The organism is Ralstonia sp. RRA, from assembly GCF_037023145.1.
Lineage (GTDB): Bacteria > Pseudomonadota > Gammaproteobacteria > Burkholderiales > Burkholderiaceae > Ralstonia.
In genome coordinates this window covers 1,813,122-1,834,122 of record NZ_CP146091.1, presented here as the reverse complement: position 1 = coordinate 1,834,122, position 21,001 = coordinate 1,813,122, and the positions used below count along the sequence as shown (strand labels likewise).

At 62.8% G+C, this 21,001-nt stretch carries 20 protein-coding genes; 18 read left to right on the top strand and 2 right to left on the bottom strand.

Annotation, left to right across the window (positions count from 1 at the left end; genetic code table 11):
• The first annotated feature begins 12 nt into the window (after positions 1-12).
• The 13 genes from ispC to V6657_RS08990 all read left to right on the top strand — a co-directional run bounded on the left by ispC (position 13) and on the right by V6657_RS08990 (position 14,540).
• Positions 13-1,203: a 1-deoxy-D-xylulose-5-phosphate reductoisomerase gene (gene ispC / locus V6657_RS09050; protein WP_048932296.1), complete on the top strand. Its 1,191-nt coding sequence runs from the start codon at positions 13-15 to the stop codon at positions 1,201-1,203.
• Between the two features lie 88 nt (positions 1,204-1,291).
• On the top strand, positions 1,292-2,680 hold the full coding sequence (rseP, locus tag V6657_RS09045; RefSeq protein WP_048932297.1) for an RIP metalloprotease RseP: 1,389 nt from the start codon (positions 1,292-1,294) through the stop codon (positions 2,678-2,680).
• Positions 2,681-2,795: 115 nt separating this feature from the next.
• Positions 2,796-5,093: an outer membrane protein assembly factor BamA gene (gene bamA, locus V6657_RS09040; RefSeq protein ID WP_048932298.1), complete on the top strand. Its 2,298-nt coding sequence runs from the start codon at positions 2,796-2,798 to the stop codon at positions 5,091-5,093.
• Positions 5,093-5,650, top strand: a complete 558-nt coding sequence (locus V6657_RS09035; RefSeq protein ID WP_048932299.1) for an OmpH family outer membrane protein — start codon at positions 5,093-5,095, stop codon at positions 5,648-5,650. The genes bamA and V6657_RS09035 overlap by 1 nt, the downstream gene beginning before the upstream one ends.
• Positions 5,651-5,660: 10 nt before the next feature.
• Positions 5,661-6,734 carry a UDP-3-O-(3-hydroxymyristoyl)glucosamine N-acyltransferase gene (lpxD, locus tag V6657_RS09030; RefSeq protein ID WP_048932300.1) on the top strand — a complete coding sequence of 358 codons (1,074 nt, stop codon included), beginning with the start codon at positions 5,661-5,663 and terminating at the stop codon, positions 6,732-6,734.
• Positions 6,731-7,234 carry a 3-hydroxyacyl-ACP dehydratase FabZ gene (fabZ, locus tag V6657_RS09025; RefSeq protein WP_048932301.1) on the top strand — a complete coding sequence of 168 codons (504 nt, stop codon included), beginning with the start codon at positions 6,731-6,733 and terminating at the stop codon, positions 7,232-7,234. Before lpxD ends, fabZ begins: the two co-directional genes overlap by 4 nt.
• Positions 7,231-8,043, top strand: coding sequence for an acyl-ACP--UDP-N-acetylglucosamine O-acyltransferase (gene lpxA, locus V6657_RS09020; RefSeq protein ID WP_048932302.1), 813 nt, complete (start codon positions 7,231-7,233; stop codon positions 8,041-8,043). Before fabZ ends, lpxA begins: the two co-directional genes overlap by 4 nt.
• A 41-nt stretch (positions 8,044-8,084) precedes the next feature.
• Complete coding sequence (gene lpxB / locus V6657_RS09015; RefSeq protein WP_048932370.1) at positions 8,085-9,221, top strand: lipid-A-disaccharide synthase; 1,137 nt, start codon at positions 8,085-8,087, stop codon at positions 9,219-9,221.
• Positions 9,222-9,225: 4 nt separating this feature from the next.
• On the top strand, positions 9,226-9,924 hold the full coding sequence (gene rnhB, locus V6657_RS09010) for a ribonuclease HII (RefSeq protein WP_048932303.1): 699 nt from the start codon (positions 9,226-9,228) through the stop codon (positions 9,922-9,924).
• Positions 9,925-9,929: 5 nt separating this feature from the next.
• Positions 9,930-10,712 carry an RNA methyltransferase gene (locus V6657_RS09005; protein ID WP_048932304.1) on the top strand — a complete coding sequence of 261 codons (783 nt, stop codon included), beginning with the start codon at positions 9,930-9,932 and terminating at the stop codon, positions 10,710-10,712.
• Positions 10,713-10,903: 191 nt separating this feature from the next.
• A complete protein-coding gene (locus tag V6657_RS09000) occupies positions 10,904-11,791 on the top strand; it encodes a M24 family metallopeptidase (protein WP_048932305.1) in 888 nt (295 codons plus the stop codon).
• A gap of 17 nt (positions 11,792-11,808) precedes the next feature.
• Positions 11,809-13,608, top strand: a complete 1,800-nt coding sequence (locus V6657_RS08995; protein WP_048932306.1) for an SDR family oxidoreductase — start codon at positions 11,809-11,811, stop codon at positions 13,606-13,608.
• A 35-nt stretch (positions 13,609-13,643) separates the two neighbouring features.
• Positions 13,644-14,540 (top strand): metal-dependent hydrolase, encoded by an 897-nt coding sequence (locus tag V6657_RS08990; RefSeq protein ID WP_048932307.1) that lies wholly within the window; start codon positions 13,644-13,646, stop codon positions 14,538-14,540.
• 70 nt (positions 14,541-14,610) lie between these two features.
• Here V6657_RS08990 and V6657_RS08985 read toward each other — a convergent pair whose 3' ends face one another.
• A complete protein-coding gene (locus V6657_RS08985; RefSeq protein WP_048932308.1) occupies positions 14,611-15,450 on the bottom strand; it encodes a pyruvate, water dikinase regulatory protein in 840 nt (279 codons plus the stop codon).
• Between the two features lie 218 nt (positions 15,451-15,668).
• Between V6657_RS08985 and ppsA the strand changes: the two genes are divergently transcribed.
• The 3 genes from ppsA to V6657_RS08970 all read left to right on the top strand — a co-directional run bounded on the left by ppsA (position 15,669) and on the right by V6657_RS08970 (position 19,597).
• Entirely contained in the window at positions 15,669-18,056 is a 2,388-nt protein-coding gene (gene ppsA / locus V6657_RS08980) for a phosphoenolpyruvate synthase (RefSeq protein WP_048932309.1), read from the top strand.
• Between the two features lie 151 nt (positions 18,057-18,207).
• Entirely contained in the window at positions 18,208-18,636 is a 429-nt protein-coding gene (locus tag V6657_RS08975) for an NfeD family protein (RefSeq protein WP_048932310.1), read from the top strand.
• Positions 18,637-18,670: 34 nt separating this feature from the next.
• The gene (locus V6657_RS08970) at positions 18,671-19,597 is read left to right on the top strand and encodes an SPFH domain-containing protein (RefSeq protein ID WP_048932311.1); all 927 of its coding nucleotides are present in this window, start codon (positions 18,671-18,673) and stop codon (positions 19,595-19,597) included.
• Positions 19,598-19,623: 26 nt separating this feature from the next.
• Here V6657_RS08970 and smpB read toward each other — a convergent pair whose 3' ends face one another.
• A complete protein-coding gene (gene smpB, locus V6657_RS08965) occupies positions 19,624-20,070 on the bottom strand; it encodes an SsrA-binding protein SmpB (protein WP_048932312.1) in 447 nt (148 codons plus the stop codon).
• A 134-nt stretch (positions 20,071-20,204) separates the two neighbouring features.
• Between smpB and V6657_RS08960 the strand changes: the two genes are divergently transcribed.
• Positions 20,205-20,642 carry a type II toxin-antitoxin system RatA family toxin gene (locus tag V6657_RS08960; protein WP_021194398.1) on the top strand — a complete coding sequence of 146 codons (438 nt, stop codon included), beginning with the start codon at positions 20,205-20,207 and terminating at the stop codon, positions 20,640-20,642.
• Positions 20,629-20,997 carry an RnfH family protein gene (locus tag V6657_RS08955; protein ID WP_048932313.1) on the top strand — a complete coding sequence of 123 codons (369 nt, stop codon included), beginning with the start codon at positions 20,629-20,631 and terminating at the stop codon, positions 20,995-20,997. The genes V6657_RS08960 and V6657_RS08955 overlap by 14 nt, the downstream gene beginning before the upstream one ends.
• Positions 20,998-21,001: the final 4 nt, after the last annotated feature.

Genomic DNA, 21,001 nt, shown 5'->3' with positions numbered 1-21,001 from the left:
CGTCTTCCGAACATGATGCGTTTGACCGTTCTTGGCGCAACCGGCTCCATTGGTGACAGCACGCTCGACGTGGTGCGCAGTCACCCCGACAAGTACCGCGTGTTCGCGCTCACGGCCCACGCACAGGCCGACAAGCTCGCCAAGCTGTGCCGCGAGTTTCGTCCGCAGATGGCTGTGCTGGGCTCGGCGGTAGCGGCTGATGCGCTGCGCGAGCAGCTTGGCGCTGATGCGACCGGCATCGATATCCGTTTTGGCGCTGAGGCGTTGGAAGAAGCGGCGGCGCATCCCGATTGCGACGGGGTGATGGCGGCCATTGTTGGCGCCGCGGGCTTGCGTCCGACGCTGGCCGCCGTGCGAGCTGGCAAGCGCGTGCTGCTGGCGAACAAGGAAGCGCTGGTGATGTCCGGCGCGCTCTTCATGGACGCCGTACGCCAGCATGGTGCCACCGTGCTACCGATCGATAGCGAGCACAACGCCATTTTCCAGTGCCTGCCGCAGCAGGCCCCTAAGTTTGGCCATGGCGTGTCGCGTATCGTCTTGACCGCCTCGGGCGGCCCATTCCGCACGCGCGCCGTTGACACGCTCGCTGACGTCACGCCCGACCAGGCTTGCGCTCACCCCAACTGGGTTATGGGACGCAAGATCTCGGTCGACTCCGCCACCATGATGAACAAGGGGCTGGAGGTGATCGAAGCGTACTGGCTGTTCGGCGTGCCGGTCGAGCGACTCGAGGTGCTGATCCATCCGCAGAGCGTGATCCATTCAATGGTCGGCTACGACGATGGCTCGGTGCTGGCGCAGCTCGGCAACCCCGACATGCGTACGCCGATTGCATACGGGCTGGCGCACCCGGAGCGGATTGAAGCCGGTGTACCACTGCTGGACCTGGCCGCCACCGGCACGCTGACTTTCGAGGCGCCGGACCTGCGCCGCTTCCCGTGCCTCGCACTCGCATTTGATGCGCTACGTGCGGGTGGTACCGCACCTGCTGTGCTGAATGCGGCCAACGAGGTGGCGGTCGATGCATTTTTGCAGCGCCGCATCCGTTTTACCGATATTGCCGCTGTGGTGGGCGACACGCTGGCGCGTGCTTCCATCGTGCCGGCGGACTCGCTCGACACCGTGTTTGCCGCTGATGCGCAGGCGCGCGGTCAGGCAGAGCGCTACATTGCGACGGCGTGCGCGCATCTGCCGGCGGCGTGACAAGTGCTCCGTCAGCGCGAGCGGGTAACATAGTGCGCTCGCACGGGTTGCACCCGTGCGCACCCATCAGTGCATCCGGAGAAGGTTCTTGCAGACCGTTTTAGCGTTTGTTTTTGCGATCGCGGTACTGATCGTCATTCATGAACTGGGCCACTACAGTGTCGCGCGCTTGTGCGGCGTGAAAGTGCTGCGGTTCTCGGTCGGCTTTGGCAAGGTGCTGTTCCGTCATGTCGGCCGAGGCCCGGACCGTACCGAATGGACCGTCTGCGCCATCCCGCTTGGCGGTTACGTCAAGATGCTGGGCGAGGGCGCGAGGGACCCCGAAAAGGACCCGCCCATCCTGCCCGAAGAGCTGCCGCGCACCTTCGACCACCAACCCGTCTATAAGCGTTTCGCGATTGTGGCCGCTGGCCCAGTCGCCAACTTCCTGCTGGCGATCGCTCTGTATGCCGTGTTGGCGTGGGTTGGCGCGGTCGAGCCGTTGCCCATTCTCGGTGCGCCGCCGCCGGGCAGCATAGCCGCGCAGGCTGATCTGCGTGCGAAAGATCAAGTCATTGCCGTCGGTACTGACGCTGAAGCACCGAGCCCCGTACGCAGCTGGAGCGATGTGCGCATGCGCCTGTATTCGGCCGGCATTGGCGGGCATGATGCGCTCGTGCAGGTGCGCGGCACCGATGGCACAGAGCGTACGGTTCGCCTGCAAGGCCTGCCGAGCCCGGCACGCACGCCCCAGGCTGACGTGATCGACCAGATCGGTTTGCGCCTGCTTGGTGGTCCGGTCACCATCGTTGCTGTTCTGCCAAATAGCGCTGCCGCGCGTGCCGGGTTACGTGCCGGCGACCAGATCGTCCGTTTTGCAGGTCAGCCTGCCGACCAAGCGACGGATCTCATTCGCCAGATTCGCGCCATGCCGGAGCAGAACGCCTCGATCGACATTCTGCGCAATGGCGAACCGATGACCCTGCCGGTGCGCCCCGACGCCGATACCGATCCGAAGGCTTCCAATGGGGCGAAGGTCGGCAAGCTGGGCGCTCAGCTCAACCAGAAGGTCGAGACGGCGCTGATGCGTGACGCGCCGGGCGCTGCATTGGTGCATGGATTGCGCCAGGTCTGGCAGACGTCGGTGCTGTCGCTGCAGGTGCTGGGCAAGATAATCGTGGGGCAGGCCTCGCTGCAGAACCTGAGCGGGCCGATCACGGTGGCGGACTTTGCGGGCAAGGCGGCAAGCCTTGGCTGGCAGACGTTTGTGGGCTTTCTCGCGTTGATCAGCGTCAGCCTCGGTGTCCTGAACTTGTTGCCCGTTCCGGTATTGGATGGGGGGCATTTGCTGTATTATTGCGTGGAATTTTTGACAGGCCGACCCGTGCCGGAATCCTGGCAAGCAGTACTCCAAAAGATCGGCGTCGCCTGCATTCTGCTTCTCACTTCGCTCGCCTTGTACAACGATTTGAGTCGGCTGTTTCTGACTCGAGGCTAGGCCGTATTTGTTTTTGTCGGCAAGCCGCATCGCTGCCACAAGCGTGAGCGGGCAACCCAAGATTTTGAAAACACTCGGAAGTGGATTCCAACCGGATCCAATTTAGGGGATTAGATTGATCAGACAACATCGCTTCCCGCTCAGCGTGCTGGCGGCCTCCGTGCTGACCGTGACTGCCGGTCAGGCTCATGCAGTGGAGCCGTTCGTCGTGAAGGACATTCGCGTGGAGGGGGTACAGCGCGTCGAACCGGGTACCGTGTTCGGCTATCTGCCCGTGAAGGTAGGTGAGACCTTCACCGACGAGAAGGGCGCCGAGTCGATCCGCGCGCTCTACAACACCGGCTTCTTCAAGGACGTGCAGATTCGCGCCGAAGGCAACGTGCTGGTGGTGCGTGTTGAAGAGCGTCCGGCCATCTCGCAGCTCGAGTTCATCGGCTTCAAGGAGTTCGACAAGGACGCACTGCGCCGCACACTGCGTGGCGTGGGCGTGGCCGAAGCGCGCTACTACGACAAGTCGCTGATCGACCGCGCCGAGCAGGAAATCAAGCGCCAGTACGTCTCGCGCGGCTACTACGCCGCCGACGTGTCGACTACCGTTACGCCGGTCGACGCCAATCGTGTGTCGATCACCTTCACGGTGGACGAAGGCCCGACCGCCAAGATTCGCCAGATCAATATCGTCGGCAACAAGGCCTTCAAGGAAGGCGACTTGCGCGACGAGATGCAGCTGTCCACGCCCAACTGGCTGTCGTGGTACACGAAGAACGATCTGTACTCGAAGCAGAAGCTGACCGCCGACCTGGAAGCGCTGCGCTCGTTCTACCTGGACCGCGGTTACCTGGAATTCGCGATCGAGTCGACCCAGGTTTCCATCACGCCGGACAAGAAGGACATCTACCTGACGCTGAACATCCACGAGGGTGAACAGTACAAGGTGTCGGACATCAAGCTGACCGGCGAGCTGCTCTCCAAGCAGGCCGAGATGGAAAAACTCATCAAGCTCAAACAGGGCGATGTGTTCTCCTCGGCCAAGCTGTCGGCCACGACCAAGTCGATCACCGATCTGCTCGGCACGTACGGCTACGCTTTCGCTACGATCAACCCGCAGCCGCAGATCAACCAGAAGGACCGCACAGTTGCGCTCACGCTGGTGGTTGATCCGGGCCGCCGCGTCTACGTGCGCCGCGTCAACGTGCTTGGCAACAGCAAGACGCGCGATGAAGTGGTGCGCCGTGAAATGCGCCAGATGGAAGCTTCGTGGTTTGACGGTGAGAAGCTGCAGCTCTCGCAGAACCGCATCAACCGCACGGGCTACTTCACCGATGCGAACATCACCACCGAAGACGTGCCGGGTACGTCTGACCAGGTGGACGTGAACGTCAACGTGACGGAAAAGCCGACTGGCCAGATCAACCTGGGTGTGGGCTTCTCGTCGACGGACAAGGTGGTGCTCTCGGCCGGTATCCGCCAGGACAACGTGTTCGGTTCCGGCACCAGCCTGGGCCTGGACGTGAACACCTCCAAGGCAAACCGAACCATTGCAGTGACGCAGTTCGATCCGTACTTCACGACCGACGGCATCAGCCGTTCGACCGAGCTGTACTACCGTACGTACCAGCCGCTGTACTACACCGGCGACTCGACGTACAAGATCGTGCAGCAGGGCGGCAACATGAAGTTTGGTGTGCCGTTCTCGGAAACAGATACCGTGTTCTTCGGTATCGGCTACGAGCGCACGTCCATCGACGTGTCGACCAACACGCCGTTGGCTTATCAGAACTGGGTTGCCAAGAACGGTCGTGTCACCAACAACTTCCCGTTCACGATCGGTTGGTCGAAGGATCAGCGTGACAGCGCCCTGGTTCCGACCCGTGGCCGCTATCAGCAGGCCAATCTGGAAATTGGTGTTCCGGGCGGTGTCACGTATTACCGCGCGTATTACCAGCACCAGTGGTTCTATCCGGTCTCGAAGTCGTTTACGCTGGCCTTCAACAATGAGTTCGGCTACGGCCGAGGCTACGGCGGCAAGGACTTCCCGATCTTCAAGAACTACTACGCGGGTGGTATCGGTTCGGTGCGTGGCTATGAAACCAGCACGTTGGGCCCGCGCGACGCCAACGGCATTGCCATTGGTGGCGCCAGCAAGATTGTCGGTAACGTCGAATTCATCTTCCCGCTGCCGGGCTCGGGTGTGGACCGTACCGTTCGCCTGTTCACCTTCTTCGACTACGGTAACGTGTTCGCGGAAGCCTCCCAGCCGTACAAGCTTAGCGACATGCGCTACTCGACCGGTTTCGGCCTGTCGTGGCTGTCGCCGATTGGTCCGCTGAAGATCAGCATGGGCTTCCCGATCAAGCGGAAGGCCGAAGACCAGACTCAACGCTTCCAGTTCCAGATTGGGACGGCATTCTAATGACTGCATTCATCATGAAATCCACACGCGTCACATTGTCCCGCATGGGCGTGTCGGTTGCTTTTGCCGCGCTCGCCGCCGCCAGCTTTGCATTGCCGGCCGCTGCGCAGGAAGCACGTATCGCCGCTGTCAATTCCGAGCGCATCCTGCGCGATTCGCAGCCCGCCAAGGCGGCTCAGGCCAAGCTGGAGGCCGAGTTTGCCAAGCGCGACCGCGATCTGCAGGACACGGCCGCCAAGCTCAAGACGATGTCCGACAAGCTGGACAAGGACTCGGCTGTGCTGGCTGATGCTGACCGTACCCGCCGCCAGCGCGAGCTGTCCGATCTGGACCGTGATTTTCAGCGTAAGCAGCGCGAGTTCCGCGAAGACCTGAACCAGCGTCGCAACGAAGAGCTGGCCCAGGTGCTTGAGCGCGCCAACCGCGTGATCCGTTCGATCGCCGAGCAGCGTAAGTACGATCTGATCGTGCAGGAAGCGGTGTATGTGAATCCGCGCATCGACATCACTGACGATGTGCTCAAGGCGCTGAACGCGGCTTCGCAATCGGCGAAATGAGGTTGTTCCCATGTCGTTTTCGCTTGGTGAACTTGCCGCGTCGCTCGGCGCGACCGTCCAGGGTGACGCAGGCCTGATCGTCAAGTCGATCGCGCCGCTGGATCAGGCCGGCGCCGATCAGCTCGCCTTTCTTTCCAATCCGCTGTACCTCAATCAGGCTGTGGACTCCAGTGCGGGTGCGATCATCGTATCGCCCCGTGATCTGGAAACGCTCGCCGCCCAAGGTCATGCCGACGGCCGCAACTGGCTGGTTGCCGCCAACCCGTACGCTGCGTTTGCCCGCGTTGCCCAGCGCTTTGTTGCGCTGACTGCGCGGCCTGTGGTGCCTGGCGTTCACCCAAGCGCGAGCGTGGGTGAGGGCGCTGTGGTGCCGGCTTCGTGCTCGATCGGCCCGAACGTGACCATCGAGGCAGGCGCCGTGCTTGGTGAGCGCGTGCGTATTGCTGGCAACGGCTTTGTCGGAGCAGATGCGCGCATTGGCGACGACACGCTTCTCTACGCAAACGTCTCGATCTACCACGGCTGTGTGGTGGGGGCGCGCTGCATCTTGCACAGCGGCGTGGTGATCGGTGCAGACGGTTTTGGCTTTGCGCCGGACTTTGGCCCGCAAGGCGGCGAGTGGGTGAAGATTCCGCAGACCGGCCGCGCGGTGATTGGCGACGATGTGGAGATCGGCGCGAATACCGCCATCGACCGCGGCGCCATGGCCGACACGGTGGTCGAGCAGGGCTGCAAGATCGACAACCAGGTGCAGATTGCGCACAACGTGCACGTTGGCGCCTACACCGTCATTGCCGGCTGCGCGGCCATCTCGGGCAGCACGAAAATCGGACGCTACTGCATCATCGGTGGCGCGGCGAACTTTGCTGGCCACCTGACGATTGCGGACCGCGTGACCGTCTCGGGCGGTACGTCCATCACCAAATCCATTACCAAACCCGGTGGCCATTTCACCAGCGTTTTCCCGTTCATGCCGCATGGCGATTGGGAGCGTAACGCGGCTATCGTTCGAGGCCTGACGCGCATGCGCGAACGGTTGCAACAACTGGAACAGCGGGTCAAAGACCTGCGCAAAGAATCATGACTGAAGCATCGAATACGACCAACGCGACGACCAGCCTCGTCAGCGATTTCAACATCAAGAAAATCCTCGACCTGCTGCCGCATCGCTACCCGATGCTGCTGGTCGATCGTGTGGTCGAGTTCGAATCGGGCAAGCGCATCAAGGCCATCAAGAACGTCACGTTCAACGAGCCGTTCTTCAATGGCCACTTCCCGGGGCACCCGGTCATGCCGGGTGTGCTGATTCTCGAAGCGCTGGCGCAGACTGCCGCGCTGTTGACTTTCGGTGAGCCTGGTCACCAACGCAACGAGAACGATCTCTACCTGTTCACGGCCATTGATGGCGCCCGTTTCAAGCAGCAGGTCGTGCCAGGGGATCAGCTCTGCATGCACGCAGAACTGCTGCGAGGAAAGCGCGGCTTCTGGAAGTTCAAGGTGGTTGCCACGGTGGAAGACAAGGTTGCTGCCGAGGCCGAAATCATGTGCGCGATCATCAAGGATGAACCGAAGGGAGCCGCATGAGCACGAGCAAGATCCATCCGACCGCGCTGATCGACCCGAAAGCCGAGCTGGACTCCAGCGTCGAGATCGGCGCCTTTACCGTTGTCGGCCCGAATGTGCGCATGGGCGCGGGCACACGTGTCGGTCATCACACTGTGGTCGAGGGCTACACCACGCTGGGTCGCGACAACAGCATCGGCCACTTCGCGTCGGTGGGCGGCCGCCCGCAGGACATGAAGTACCGCGATGAGCCGACGCAGCTCATCGTTGGCGACCGCAACACCATCCGCGAGTTCACCACGATCCACACCGGCACGTCGCAGGATGCCGGTATCACGTCCATCGGCGACGACAACTGGATCATGGCCTACGTGCACATCGCGCACGACTGCCGCGTGGGCAACCACACCGTGTTCTCGAGCAACGCGCAGATTGCCGGCCACGTGGAAGTGGGCGACTGGGCCATCCTGGGCGGTATGTCGGGCGTGCACCAGTTCGTGCGCATCGGTGCGCATGCGATGCTGGGCGGTGCGTCTGCGCTGGTGCAGGACGTGCCGCCGTTCGTGATTGCCGCGAGCGACAAGGGGGGCAACAAGGCCGCGCCGCACGGCATCAATGTCGAAGGTCTGCGCCGACGCGGTTTCACGGCCGAGCAGATCACCGGCCTGCGCCAGGCGTACAAGCTGCTCTACAAGAGTGACCTCAGCTTCGATCAGGCCAAGGCCGAGATTGCCGCGCAGGTTACCCAGGCTGACGATGCCCCGACGCGTGAAGTGCTGACAGCGTTCGCAGATTTCATCGCCGCCACCAAGCGCGGCATCGTGCGTTGACCGATCAGGCCCAGGGGGCTGCGCCGGCGCGCCGCATCGGCATGGTGGCTGGCGAGGCGTCCGGCGATCTACTGGCCTCGCTGCTGCTCAAGGGGCTGCACGCACAACAACTGCCCGCCGATATTGCCTACAACGGCATCGGCGGCGCGCGCATGGCCGAGCAAGGCTTCCAGTCCAATTGGCCGATGCACAAGCTGTCGGTCAACGGCTACGTGGAAGTGCTTGGCCAACTGCGTGAGATCCTCGCTATCCGCAAAGGACTCAAGCAGGATCTGCTGTCCAATCCGCCGCTGGCCTTCATCGGCGTCGATGCGCCGGACTTCAATTTCAACGTCGAGATCGCCATGCGGCAGGCGGGTGTGCCGGTGGTGCACTTCGTCAGCCCGTCGATCTGGGCGTGGCGTGCCGGGCGCATCAAAACGATCGCCAAGGCTGTTGACCACATCCTCTGCCTGTTCCCGTTCGAGCCCGAAATCTACGCCAAGGCGGGCATTCCTGCCACGTACGTTGGTCATCCGCTGGCGGACGTGATTCCGCTGGTGCCGGACGTGGAAGGCGCACGCACGCGGCTGGGTCTTCCGCTAGGCCGCAAAATCGTGGCGGTGCTACCGGGGAGCCGTAACTCAGAGGTCAAGAACCTCGGCCCGACGCTGTTTGCCGCCATGGCGCGCATGCAGGCTGTCGAGCCGGACATCGCCTTCGTACTGCCGGCCGCCAGCGCGACACTGCGCGAGCGCGTTGACGCGCTGCGTGCGGAGCACCCGGGCCTGCATCTGTGGGTGGTTGACGGCCAGTCGCACGCGGCCATGGAAGCCGCTGACGTGATTCTGCTTGCCAGCGGCACCGCCACGCTGGAAGCCGCGCTGTACAAGAAGCCCATGGTCATCACCTACAAGGTGCCCTGGTTGACGGCGCAGATCATGAAGCGCAAGGGCTATCTGCCCTACGTGGGGCTGCCGAACATTCTGTCCGGCCGCTTTGTCGTGCCCGAGCTGCTGCAGGATGACGCGACGCCCGAGGCGCTTGCGCGTGAGACGCTGCTGCAGTTGAGTGACCACGGCAACGCCACCTTCCTGCGCGAGCATTTCACGCAGATGCATCTGACGCTCAAGCAGAACATGGCGGAGATTGGCGCGAAGGTCGTGGTCGATCTGCTGCGCAGCCGCGGTCAGCTTTAACGCCATGGCTTCCCGCAAACCCAATCCGGATCAACTGGGCCTGCTGCTGTCGCAGGAGCCGGCGGACGATGCCGGCAAGCGTGTGCACCGCATTCTGTGTGGCGTGGATGAAGCTGGCCGCGGGCCGCTGGCCGGGCCGGTGACAGCCGCTGCCGTCATCCTCGACCCACGCAAGCCGATTGCTGGGCTGGCCGATTCCAAGATCCTCACTGCCAAAAAGCGTGAGGCGCTGTACGACGAGATCATCGAAAAAGCGCTTGCCTGGCACGTGGCTGAGGCGACTGTCGATGAGATCGACCGGATCAACATCCTGCATGCGACCATGCTGGCCATGCAGCGCGCCGTGCACGGCGTGGCTGCGAAAGGCACGCTGCCGGACCTCGTGCAGGTGGACGGCAATCGCTGCCCGCAGGTGCCGTTTGCCGTGGAGGCCATCGTCAAGGGCGACGCGCTGGTGCAGGAGATTTCGGCGGCGTCGATTCTTGCCAAGGTCACGCGTGATCGGCAGTTGGTCGCTTTGCACGCTGCGTTTCCCGAGTACGGCTTCGATGTGCATGCTGGCTATGGCACGCCCCAGCATTTGGCTGCCATCGAAGCGCATGGCGTGACACTGCATCATCGCCGCTCGTTTGCACCAGTGCGCCGTGCGCTGGAAGCGCAGGCTGCAACGACTGCGGGCGGTAGCCCCGCCTGGGACGACTGATTTTCATGAAGCACATCACTTCCCGCGACAACGCCGTATTCAAGCACCTGAAAGCGCTGTCGGGTTCGACACAGCAACGCCGGCGCGCGGGGCAATCCGTGCTCGACGGCGTGCATCTGGTTGCGGCCTATCTGGATGCCGGCCAGACGCCGGACCAGATCCTGGTTTCCGAGCGTCATGTCGCTCACCCGGAAGTCACAGCGCTGCTGGATCGCGTTGATCCGCAGACTGTCATCTTGCTGGCCGACAACCTGTTTTCGCAGCTCACCACGGTCGTCAATGGCGTGGATCTGATCGCCTTGATCGAAACGCCTGAAGGCCATCTGCCGCAAGTCATTGATGCTGATTGCGTGATCCTGGATGGCATTCAGGATGCCGGCAACGTCGGCTCCATCCTGCGCTGTGCAGCGGCGGCGGGGGTGCGCGATGTGTTCATGACGGCGGGTTGTGCGTTCGCGTGGTCAGCCAAAACCTTGCGCGCTGCAATGGGCGCGCATTTCCACCTGAACATCGTCGAGCACTGCACGTTCGAGAGCGTGCATCCGCGCATTCGAGTGCCATTGCTGGCAACGTCGTCGCACGCCAAGCAGGCTGTCTTTGATGTGCCGCTGAGTGCACCCGTCGGTTGGGTCTTCGGCAACGAGGGTGCAGGGGTGTCCGAAACGTGGCTTTCCGCCGTGACGACACCAGTGACGATCCCCCAACCAGGCGGCATGGAATCCCTCAACGTGGCTGCCGCAGCAGCCATCTGCCTGTTCGAAGCGGTGCGCCAGCGTCGCGCCAACTGATCTCGTTTTCCTGTCGGTTACCGGTCACACGGCGTTTTCAAACGCCAGAAAAGTCCCGCATTGACTTTGCCATTGAGTAATGGAACATTGTGCGTGGTGCCATTGAGCACCCCTCGATAACCAGACTCAGAGCCTGTTCGCAATCCGCATCACGCGGTCGAAGCGTCAACGGGTTCGCAAGGAGACCGGCCATGCCGAACCCCACCCTGGCGCGCGTCAATGTCGACGAACTCGCGCAGTTTCGTGAAATCCAGCAACTCGCCTACCAATGCGTCGAAGCGGTCGGGGGCATGTTGCGCCCGGGCATGACGGAGAAGGATGCGGCCAGGCTGCTCACTGAGTGGCTGGGCGACCGCGGTGTCCATGACTGGCTGCACAAACCGTTCGCCTGGTTTGGTGATCGCACGGCGTTTCAGGGGTTCTCTGGCCTGACGCACATGGCAGGTTTCAACATGGCGTTCTTTCCGTCGTCGCGGCGGCTGGAGGAGAACATGCCGGTCATCCTGGACGTGGCGCCGGTGCGCAACGGGGTGATTGCCGACGTGGGCTACGCCACGTGTGTTGGTGAGAACGCCATCCTTGAACAACTGCTGGACGATCTGATGGCGCACCGCGAGCTGATCGTGCGCCTGATTCGCGAGCGCCGTCCGATGGCGGATGTCGCGCGTGCGGTGGATCAGCTCTGCATGAAGCAAGGGGTGGAGCCGCGCCACAAGGCCTATCCGTTCAAGGTGCTGGCGCATCGCGTGGCCAAGCTGGAGAAAACGTCGAAGCCGCGCTTCGTGGCGCGCTTCGGGCTGAACGCCACGCGCAACCTGATTCTCGACCAGGTGCGCAGCGGCAAGCAGGAGGGGTGGTCACCGCTGTGGTCGATCGACCGCCGCTCCGAGCACGCACCCGTACCGGGTCTGTGGGCCGTGGAGCCACACCTGGGCTTTCACGGCGTGGGCGCCAAGTTCGAAGAGCTGCTCGTCATTACCGAAGACGATGCCTACTGGCTCGACGACGACCTGCCGCACGTGCGCAGGTGGCAACAACGGCAGCAGCAACGCCAGCTCGCACAGCAGCGTGCGGCCTGATGCTTGCGGAGGCTCAGATGAAGACGCTTCTTGAAGAGGCCCCGCTGGCGCTGTTCGAGCCGGTCGCAGCCTTTCCACGTGCCGAGCGCACCGTGCAATCCGGTGATGTCGCGCTCGCCGTCAAGACCTGGGGCGACCCGGCTCGCCCGACCGTCGTGCTCGTCCACGGTTACCCGGATAACAGCGAGGTCTGGCACGAGATGGCGCCGATACTCGCGCGCGACTACTACGTCATCGCCTACGACGTTCGCGGCGCAGGGCAATCAAGCGCGCCCAAGGGGATGCGCAACTACACCTTCGCACGGCTGACCGACGACTTCATCGCGGTGATTGATGCGCTGAGCCCGAGCAAGCCTGTCCACCTGATTGCACACGACTGGGGTTCGATCCAGTCGTGGGAATTCGTGACGGAAGAGCGCCTGCGCGGGCGCATCGCGTCTTACACGTCGTGCTCGGGGCCGTGTCTGGATCACGTCGGGCATTGGATGCGCCAGCGTTTGCTGCGTCCGACGCCGTCGTCGTTGGGCAAGATGCTGGGGCAGCTTGTGCGCTCGTGGTACGTGCTGCTGTTCCATCTGCCGATTGTGCCGGAACTGAGCTGGCGCCTGTGGCTAGGCCGCGCCTGGCCGCGCGTGCTACGCCGCGTGGAGAAGACCACCATCGTGCCGCGTGCCACGCAGACGGCCGATGGGGTCCGCGGTGTCTCGCTGTACCGCGCCAACTTCATTCGCAGCCTGTTCGCGCCGCGTAAGCGCTACGCGCACGCGCCTGTGCAGGTGATCGTGCCCACGCTGGACAAGTACGTGAGCCCCGCGTTGTCCGAAGACCTATCGCGTTGGGTGCCGAACTATTGGCGGCGCGAAGTGGTGGCGCGGCACTGGCTGCCCGTGACACATGCCGGGCGCATGGCCGAGATGGCGCGCGAGCTGATCGAGCACGCCGAGGGCAAGCCGGAATCCGAGGCGTTGCAGCGCGCTCGCCAGCACGGCGAACGCAAACCGTTCACCGGCAAGCTGGCCGTCATTACCGGTGCGGGCAGCGGCATCGGTCGCTGCGCGGCGCTGGAGTTTGCGGAGCAAGGCGCGGCCATCGTCGCAGTCGACATTCGTGCGGAGGACGCCGAACGCACCGCCACACTGATCCGGCTCTCCGGCGGCAAGGCGTGGGCGCGCACCGTTGATGTGGGCAACGCTGAGCAGATGGAGGCCCTGGTCGATTGGGTCGGCAAGGCGCTGGGTGGCGCTGACATTGTCGTCAACAACGCGGGCATCGGCATGGCCGGCGGCATTGTCGACACCTCCGAGCGCGATTGGCAACGCATCCTGCATGTGAACGTGTGGGGCGTGATCCACGGCGCGCGGCTGTTCGCCAAGCAGATGGTGGCGCGTGGGCAGGGCGGGCACATCCTGAATACCGCGTCGGCGGCGGCCTTTGCGCCGTCGCGCGATCTTGCTGCGTACGCGACCACCAAGGCCGCCGTGCTGATGCTGTCCGAATGCATGCGTGGCGAGCTGGCCGCGCAGGGCATCGGCGTATCGGCCATCTGCCCGGGCTTTGCCGAGACGGGAATCATGGCCTCCACCGTCTACGCCGGCACGACGGAGGTGCAGCAGGCCCAACTGCGCGCCCGCGCGACCAAGCTCTACCAGTTGCGCGGCCTCAAGCCCGAAACCGTTGCCAAAGCCATGCTCCGTGCGGTGCTCCGCAACAAGCCGGTCGTCACGATCGGCATCGAGGCACATTCCTCGCGCTTCATCTCACGCTATGCGCAGTGGCTCAGCCGGCTGATTGCCCGCGTGAGCATGGCCGGGCATTGAGCGCGGTCCTGAACAAGAACGACAGGAGACAAACCATGACTGCGCTCGACTACTACATCAAGCCCCGGCATGTGCGCTTCGACTGGAAGGACACGCCCATCCAATGGATCCCCGGCGATCCGTCCAGCACGCACATCATCAACATTCTCAATCTGCTGTTCCCGGCCGGCGAGCTGTGGTTCTGCCGCGTCTACAACAAGGCCATGCCGCAGATCACCGATGCGAAACTGCGCGCCGATGCGGAAGGCTTCCTGCGCCAGGAGGCGATCCACTCGCGCTCGCACGGCGGCGTGCTCACGCATTACTACAAGGACCACGGCATCGACACGCAGCCCTTCACCAAGCGGCTGGATTGGTTGTTTTCCAAGGTGCTCGGCGAGCAGCCGCTCGGCCTGAAGATTGGCCACACGCGCTTCTGGCTGCGGCAGCAACTCGGCATCATCGCTGCGCTGGAACACTTCTTCGGCTATCTCGGCAACTGGGTGCTCAACGCAAAAGGGCTGGATGCCGCCAACGCCGATCCGGTCATGCTCGATTTGCTGCGCTGGCACGGCGCAGAGGAAGTCGAACACCGCACGGTGGCCTTTGACATCTTCCGGCACATGGGCGGCAACTACTTTGAGCGTTGCTTCCACATGCTCAGCACGATTCTGCTGCTGCTGTACTTCCTGGTGACGGGCTTCCGCTTCATGTACAAGCGCGATCCGGGGGCGGGGCGGTTCCCCGGGTTCATCCGCGGCTGGTGGTACGGGTCGCGCCGCGGCTGCCTGCCGTCGTTCTGGAAGATGCTGGGGGCAGCGCTACGCTACTTCCGACCCAGCTACACGCCACACCACGAGGGCTCGACCGAGCAGGCCCTGGCCTATCTGGCGACATCCCCTGCCGCCCAGGCGGCCGCGCACGGCGGCAACTGGGTGCGTGATCGCGCTTGAGCCTGGCGTCGGCGGAAAAGCAAAACGGCCGGTGTGAACCCGGCCGTTCTTTATTGTGTGAGCACGACGCTCAGTAGTTGTCGCGCTCCATCTTGACGTCCTGCAGGACCGTCGTCGCAATCTCTTCGATGGACTTGTGCGTGGACGACAGCCACTTGATACCCTCGCGCCGCATCATCGATTCGGCCTCGTTGACCTCGTAGCGGCAATTCTCGATCGCAGCGTATTTACTGCCTGGGCGACGTTCGTTGCGGATCTCGGACAGGCGCTGTGGGTCGATCGACAGGCCGAAGATCTTGCTCTTGTAGTCGTACAGCACCGTGGGCAGCTTACCGCGCTCGAAATCATCAGGAATGAGCGGATAGTTGGCCGATTTCACGCCGTACTGCATCGCCAGGTAGAGGCTGGTCGGCGTTTTGCCGCTGCGCGACACCCCCACCAGGATCACATCCGCCTCGGCCAGATTCTTATGTGACTGGCCGTCATCGTGCGCAAGTGAAAAGTTGATCGCTTCGATGCGGTTTTTGTACGCCTCGGTGTCGGCGTTCTGGTGAAAGCGGCCGATGGCGTGGGTGGACTTGAGGTTCAGCTCCTTCTCGAGCGGCTCGATAAAGGTCTGGAACATGTCCAGGATGGTGGCCTTGGCACGATGGACGATCTGGTTGGCGTCGGCATCCACCAGCGTGGTGAAGACGATCGGGCGAACACCCTCGGCGTTGAACGCCTCGTTGATCTTGCCAACCGCCACATGCGCTTTTTCGACCGTGTCGACAAACGGAATCCGCACCTGGCGGAATTTCATCTCGAACTGGGCCAGGATGGAGTGGGCGAAGGTTTCTGCGGTGATCCCGGTGCCATCCGACACGATAAATACGGTGCGGACGCCCGGCTTGGCGGCAAGGTCGGTCATCGAAACAAGGGGTTTTTCCAGCACGCAGGCAAGAAATCGTGCTGCGGCACGGTAGAATAGCGGCGATCGTTTCGCTAAGCAATTCGGGCCCGCCGCCCGCCAGACAATGTCACAGCGGCTGTCCCAGATGATTTAGCCAAGCGATTCGCATGGTCAGACGAAAAAAACATGCCCCGTGCGAATCCGACCGGTTTTTTACTTAGCTTAGGGACTTTTGTATGATTAACCTGTCGCAAGACGGCGCCTATGTGCTGCCGTTCGAGCAACTGCGGATGACCGATGTCGAGGTCGTTGGCGGTAAGAACGCTTCGCTGGGCGAGATGATCTCCCAGCTGGATGGCGCCGGCGTGCGCGTTCCTGGCGGTTTTGCCACCACGGCACTGGCCTTCCGTGACTTCCTCGCCCACAACAACCTGACCGAGCGTATCTCGCAGCGCCTGGCCGCGCTGGACGTCGACGACGTCAAGGCGCTGGCCGTTGCCGGTAAGGAAATCCGCGAGTGGGTTGCCACTGCACCGTTCCAGCCACGCCTGGAGCAAGAGATTCGCGAGTCGTACGCTCGCGTGGCTGCCCGTGAAGGTGCCGAGGCATCGTTCGCGGTGCGTTCGTCGGCCACGGCCGAAGATCTGCCGGACGCCTCGTTCGCCGGTCAGCAAGAGAGCTACCTCAACGTGCTGGGCATCGACGACGTGCTCGACAAGATCAAGCACGTGTTTGCCTCGCTGTACAACGACCGTGCGATTTCGTACCGCGTGCACAAGGGTTTCGCCCACGACGTGGTGGCCCTGTCGGCCGGTATCCAGCGCATGGTGCGCTCGGACTGCGGCGCCTCGGGCGTGATGTTCACGATCGACACCGAATCGGGCTTCCAGGATGTCGTCTTCATCACCTCCAGCTACGGCCTGGGCGAAACGGTGGTGCAGGGCGCGGTGAACCCGGACGAGTTCTACGTCTTCAAGCCGACGCTGGCCGCCGGCAAGTACCCGATCATCCGCCGCTCGATCGGCTCCAAGCTGATCAAGATGGAATTCACCGCGCCGGGCGAAGCAGGCCGCGTGAAGACCGTCGACGTGCCGGGCGAACTGCGCAACCGCTACTCCATCAGCGACGCGGATGTGACGGAGCTGGCCAAGTACGCCGTCATCATCGAGAAGCACTACGGTCGCCCGATGGACATCGAGTGGGGCCGCGACGGCAAGGACGGCAAGATCTACATCCTGCAGGCCCGCCCGGAAACGGTGAAGAGCCAGGCACACGGCAAGGTCGAGCAGCGCTTCCGCCTGAAGGGCTCGGCACCGGTGCTGACCACCGGCCGCGCCATTGGCCAGAAGATCGGCACGGGCCCGGTGCGCGTGATCAACGATCCGGCTGAAATGGAACGCGTGCAGCCCGGCGACGTGCTGGTGGCCGACATGACCGACCCGAACTGGGAACCGGTGATGAAGCGTGCCTCGGCCATCGTCACCAACCGCGGCGGCCGTACCTGCCACGCGGCCATCATCGCGCGTGAGCTGGGTGTGCCGGCCGTGGTCGGCTGCGGCGACGCGACCGATCTGCTGAAGGACGGCACGCTGGTGACGGTCTCGTGCGCCGAGGGCGACGAAGGCAAGATATACGACGGCCTGCTGGAAACCGAAATCACGGAAGTCCAGCGCGGCGAAATGCCGACGATCAGCACCAAGATCATGATGAACGTCGGCAACCCGCAACTGGCGTTCGACTTCTGCCAGATCCCGAACGGCGGCGTGGGCCTGGCGCGTCTGGAATTCATCATCAACAACAATATCGGCGTGCACCCGAAGGCGATCCTCGACTATCCGCAAGTCGACAGCGACCTGAAGAAGGCCGTGGAAAGCGTGGCCCGCGGCCATGCCAGCCCGCGCGCGTTCTACGTCGACAAGCTGGCCGAGGGCATCGCCACCATCGCAGCGGCGTTCTATCCGAAGCCGGTGATCGTGCGTCTGTCGGACTTCAAGTCGAACGAGTACAAGAAGCTGATCGGCGGTTCGCGCTACGAGCCGGACGAAGAAAACCCGATGCTGGGCTTCCGTGGCGCCTCGCGTTACATCGCCGAAGACTTTGCTGAAGCCTTCGAGATGGAATGCCGTGCCATGAAGCGTGTGCGCGACGAAATGGGCCTGACCAACGTTGAGGTCATGGTGCCGTTCGTGCGTACGCTTGGCCAGGCCGAGAAGGTGGTCGAACTGCTGGCCAAGTACGGCCTGAAGCGCGGCGAAAATGGCCTGCGCCTGATCATGATGTGCGAAGTGCCGTCCAACGCGATTCTGGCCGAGCAGTTCCTGCAGCATTTCGACGGCTTCTCGATCGGCTCGAACGACCTGACGCAGCTCACGCTGGGTCTGGACCGCGACTCCGGCATGGAGCTGCTGGCCAAGGATTTCGACGAGCGCGACCCGGCGGTCAAGTTCATGTTGCAGCGTGCCATCTCCACGGCGCTGTCGATGAACAAGTACGTCGGTATCTGCGGCCAGGGCCCGTCCGACCACCCGGATTTTGCCGAGTGGCTGGCCAAGGAAGGCATCTCGTCGATCTCGCTGAACCCGGATTCGGTGGTCGACACGTGGAAGAAGCTGGGTTCGGCCTGAGCTAGAGTGTTGTAAGGCAAGGCGCGTATCCTGACGGGTACGCGCTAACAAGAACGCGAAGTGCCCGGTGGCGTCTAACGCTGGCGGGGGCCGAGCGACATGCCCCCGCAGACGTGCAGCGTCGCGGGGGTTTTTTTCTGGGAGGGGGAGCATGTCGGCTCAGACCGTCTGGTTTTCGCTGGCTGTGCTGCTCGTCATCGGTGAACTGATGACGGGCACGTTCTACCTGCTGATGGTGGCAATCGGCTTGCTGGCCGGTGGTTTGGCAGCACTGGTTGGGCTGGCGTTTCCGGCGCAGGCCATTGTGGCCGCCATCATCGCGGTATTCGGCATCGCTGGGCTGCGGCGCTCGCGCTATGGGCGCGTGACGCGCGAAGATGCCGCCCGCAATCGCAACGTGAATCTGGATATCGGCGAAGTGCTGCGCGTAGACGCGTGGTCGCCCGAGCGCCGCGCGCGCGTGCAGTATCGCGGCGCCGCGTGGGACGTCGAGCTGGCGCCGCACGCCACGGCTTCGGGCGGCGAATTCCGCATCGTCGAGGTACGCGGCAACGTGCTGGTTGTCGCGCCCAAGCATTAAGCCTTAGCACCCAATACCAACAACCGGAGGTTCTATGTTCGAGCTGGGGACTCTCGCGCTTATCGTTCTGTTTGCGGCTATCGTGCTGATCGCGCAGGGAATCAAGATCGTGCCGCAGCAGCACGCATGGATTCTGGAGCGGCTGGGCAAGTACCATGCAACGCTGTCGCCGGGGCTCAACATCGTGCTGCCCTTTGTCGACCGCGTGGCCTACAAGCACGTGCTCAAGGAAATCCCGCTCGACGTGCCGAGCCAGATCTGTATCACCAAGGACAACACGCAACTGCAGGTGGACGGCATCCTGTACTTTCAGGTGACCGACCCGATGCGCGCATCGTACGGTTCAAGCAACTTTGTGGTCGCGATCACGCAACTGGCACAGACGACGCTGCGCTCGGTGGTGGGCAAGCTGGAGCTGGACAAGACGTTTGAAGAGCGCGACTTCATCAACCACAGCGTGGTTAATGCGCTGGATGAGGCCGCCTCCAACTGGGGCGTGAAGGTGCTGCGCTACGAGATCAAGGATCTGACGCCCCCGAAGGAAATCCTGCACGCCATGCAGGCGCAGATCACGGCGGAACGCGAGAAACGTGCGCTGATCGCTGCATCAGAGGGTAAGCGTCAGGAGCAGATCAATCTGGCGTCGGGCGCGCGTGAGGCAGCAATCCAAAAGTCTGAAGGTGAAAGGCAAGCCGCCATCAACAAGGCCCAGGGTGAGGCTGCGGCCATTCTGGCAGTGGCCGAAGCCAATGCACAGGCAATTCAGAAGATTGGCTTGGCGATCCGCACCGAAGGCGGCATCGACGCAGTTAACCTGAAGGTGGCGGAAGAGTATGTGAGCGCGTTCGGCAACCTGGCCAAGCAGGGCAACACGCTGATCGTGCCGGGCAACATGGGCGACCTGAGCACGATGATTGCGTCAGCGTTGACGATCGTGAAGCAGCAGCGACCTGGCGCCTAAGCGCAAGAATTGCGGCGGGAAGGCGGTTAGGCCTTCTCGCGCATGAGGCGCGCTTTCTCGCGCTGCCAGTCGCGGTTCTTCTCGGTTTCGCGCTTGTCGAACTGTTTCTTGCCCTTGGCGAGACCGATTTCGCATTTCACGCGGCCGCGCGTGTAGTGCAGGTTGAGCGGCACGAGCGTGTAGCCGCGCTGCTCGACCTTGCCGATCAGCTTCTTGATCTCTTCGGCGTGCAGCAGCAGTTTGCGGGTGCGCACGGGGTCGGGATGGACGTGCGTGGAGGCCGATTGCAGCGCGCTGATGTGCGCGCCGATCAGGAAGAGCTCCGCATTGCGGATGACGACATAGCCTTCCTTGATCTGGGCGCGGTTGGCGCGGATGGCCTTCACCTCCCAGCCCTCGAGTACGATGCCCGCCTCGTAGCGCTCTTCGATGAAGTAATCGAAAAAGGCTTTCTTGTTGTCGGCGATGGTCATGCGTTGGAATGTGTGGTGAGCGCATCGGGGTGACGATCCCGGCATGCGCTGCGATAAAATGGCGAGTTTAACAAATCCGCTGCAGCCCGAGGCTTACGCCCGGAGGTGCGGCGCGCAAAGCTCTCGGATGGCGCATGGCAGACGTTGAAAAAACCGTGTTGATCGGCTACTCGGCCGAACAGATGTTCGACTTGGTCACCGACGTCAAGGATTATCCGAACTTCTTGCCGTGGTGCGGCGGCGTAGAGATCTTCGAGCAGACGGAGACGTCACTCGATGCGCGCGTCGATATTGCCTTCAAGGGTATCCGCCAGCATTTTCGGACACGCAATACGCAAACGCGACCCACCCGGATCGATATGCAGTTTGCCGATGGCCCTTTCAAGGCCTTCACCGGCTTTTGGGTGTTCACGCCGTTGCGCGCCGACGCCTGCAAGATCAATTTCCACCTGCATTACGAGTTCTCCAGCCACCTGCTGGAAAAGATCATCGGCCCGGTGTTCAGCATGATCGCCAATACCTTCGTTGATTCCTTCGTCAAGCGCGCTGAGACCGTCTATGGCGAATCCTGAGCAGCTCGAGGTGATGGTTTGCCTGGCGACGGTCACGCCGCCGCGGCTGGTCAATGTGCTGGTGTCGGCGCAGTCGACAGTGGCTGATGCGGTGCGGCTCTCGGGGGTTCTGGATGGATCGGATCTGACGATCGATACATGCCGCCTGGGCATCTATGGCAAGCGCAAGACGCCGGATGCGCCGCTGCATGCGCGTGATCGGGTGGAAATCCTGGGTCCGCTGATCGCAGATCCGAAGACGGCGCGCCGGCGCCGTGTGCAGAAGGTGCGGGCAACCGGTACGCGCGAAGGCCTGAAGTGGCTGCGTAATGGGGCGCCACCCGAGGCGCCGCCCAAAGACAACGTCCTCAAGTAACGAT